Source organism: Streptococcus sp. HMSC10E12 (assembly GCF_001807855.1).
Taxonomy (GTDB): domain Bacteria; phylum Bacillota; class Bacilli; order Lactobacillales; family Streptococcaceae; genus Streptococcus; species Streptococcus salivarius.
Window position 1 is genome coordinate 1 of record NZ_KV791093.1, and the last position, 1493, is coordinate 1493.

At 42.0% G+C, this 1493-nt stretch carries 2 protein-coding genes and 1 pseudogene; all 3 read left to right on the forward strand.

Going from position 1 to position 1493, the window contains the following annotated elements; translation table 11 throughout:
* Positions 1–99: pseudogene (locus HMPREF3112_RS11265) on the forward strand (glutamine ABC transporter substrate-binding protein); the annotation flags it as partial.
* A 17-nt stretch (positions 100–116) separates the two neighbouring features.
* The gene (locus tag HMPREF3112_RS06050) at positions 117–815 is read left to right on the forward strand and encodes an amino acid ABC transporter permease (protein WP_002886251.1); all 699 of its coding nucleotides are present in this window, start codon (positions 117–119) and stop codon (positions 813–815) included.
* A gap of 11 nt (positions 816–826) precedes the next feature.
* Entirely contained in the window at positions 827–1477 is a 651-nt protein-coding gene (locus tag HMPREF3112_RS06055) for an amino acid ABC transporter permease (RefSeq protein WP_002886253.1), read from the forward strand.
* Positions 1478–1493 lie beyond the last annotated feature (16 nt).

Genomic DNA, 1493 nt, shown 5'->3' on the forward strand with positions numbered 1-1493 from the left:
TATACCAACGATTTGATTGCTAAATGGCAAAAAGATGGTAGCCTTCAAAAACTCTACGATAAGTATCACTTGAAACCAGCTAAGGCTGAAGATAAATAGAAAGGAGTCCTGAATTTATGTATCTTTTAACTGAAACGGCTAGTCCTTTCGCTCTTGAACGTTGGGCTGCTTTCTTCGCTAACTTTGGGCAGTTTGCCAAAGGTTTCTTTTACACCCTTGGCATTTCAATTGGTGCCTTGATTGTTGCCCTTCTTCTTGGGCTTATCTTTGGGGCTATGAGCTCTACTCACAACAAAGTCCTTCGTGGCATTTCACGTGTTTATGTCGAAATCTTCCAAAATACACCCTTGCTTGTGCAATTCGTGGTTGTCTTCTATGGGATTTCAATCTTGACTGATGGTCATGTCATGATTCCAATTTCATTGACAGCTATCCTTTGTGTGGGTGTCTACACAGGAGCCTATATCTCTGAAATTATTCGTACAGGTATCGAGGCAGTTCCTAAAGGTCAAACCGAAGCCGCTTTGTCTCAAGGATTCACCTACGCTGATACCATGCGTATCATCATCTTGCCTCAAGCAGTCCGTACTATCTTGCCACCATTGACCAACCAAGTGGTTAACTTGATTAAGAATACTTCTACAGTTGCCATTATCTCTGGGGCAGATATCATGTTCACTGCTAAGGCTTGGGCTTATGATACCACTAACTATGTGCCGGCCTTTGCTGGGGCTGCCTTCCTCTACTTTATCATGTGTTTCCCTCTAGCTACTTGGGCACGTCGTAAAGAAGAAGAGAATAAGAAAGCTTATTAAGGAGGTCCACTATGTCAGAAGTTTTATCAGCTACTAACCTTAAATTCTTGGCACAAGGGATGTGGACGACTCTTTACTTGTCTTTCTTCATCATCGTGCTATCTACCCTGTTCGGAACTATTCTGGCGGTAATGCGTAACGGAAAGAATCCTATCCTTCGTTGGATTGCTTCTATCTACGTTGAGTTCGTCCGTAATGTTCCTAACTTGCTTTGGATTTTCATTATCTTCCTGGTCTTCCAACTCAAGTCAACCGCTGCAGGGATTACCTCTTTCACGGTCTTTACTTCAGCTGCCTTGGCGGAAATCATTCGTGGGGGACTGAACTCTATTGACCATGGCCAAACGGAAGCCGGCTTGTCTCAAGGATTTAACAACAAACAAATCTTTATTTACATCATCTTCCCACAAGCTATTCGTAAGATGTTGCCATCTATCATCTCTCAATTCGTAACAGTTATCAAGGATACTTCTTTCCTTTACTCTGTTATCGCCTTACAAGAATTGTTTGGTAAGAGTCAGATTTTGATGGGTGGTTACTACGAACCTAGTCAAATCTTTACCTTATACGGTATTGTGGCTTTAGCTTATTTCGTGGTTAACTTTGCCATCTCTAGCTACTCTCGCTACCTCTCTAAACAATGGGAGCAAGCTAGTGAATAAAACAAAAAACTCACCT

Excerpts from the sequence above, each read along its gene's own strand:
- HMPREF3112_RS06050 (WP_002886251.1), top strand. The coding sequence starts at position 117 with ATGTATCTTTTAACTGAAACGGCTAGTCCTTTCGCTCTTGAACGTTGG.
- HMPREF3112_RS06055 (WP_002886253.1), top strand. The coding sequence starts at position 827 with ATGTCAGAAGTTTTATCAGCTACTAACCTTAAATTCTTGGCACAAGGG.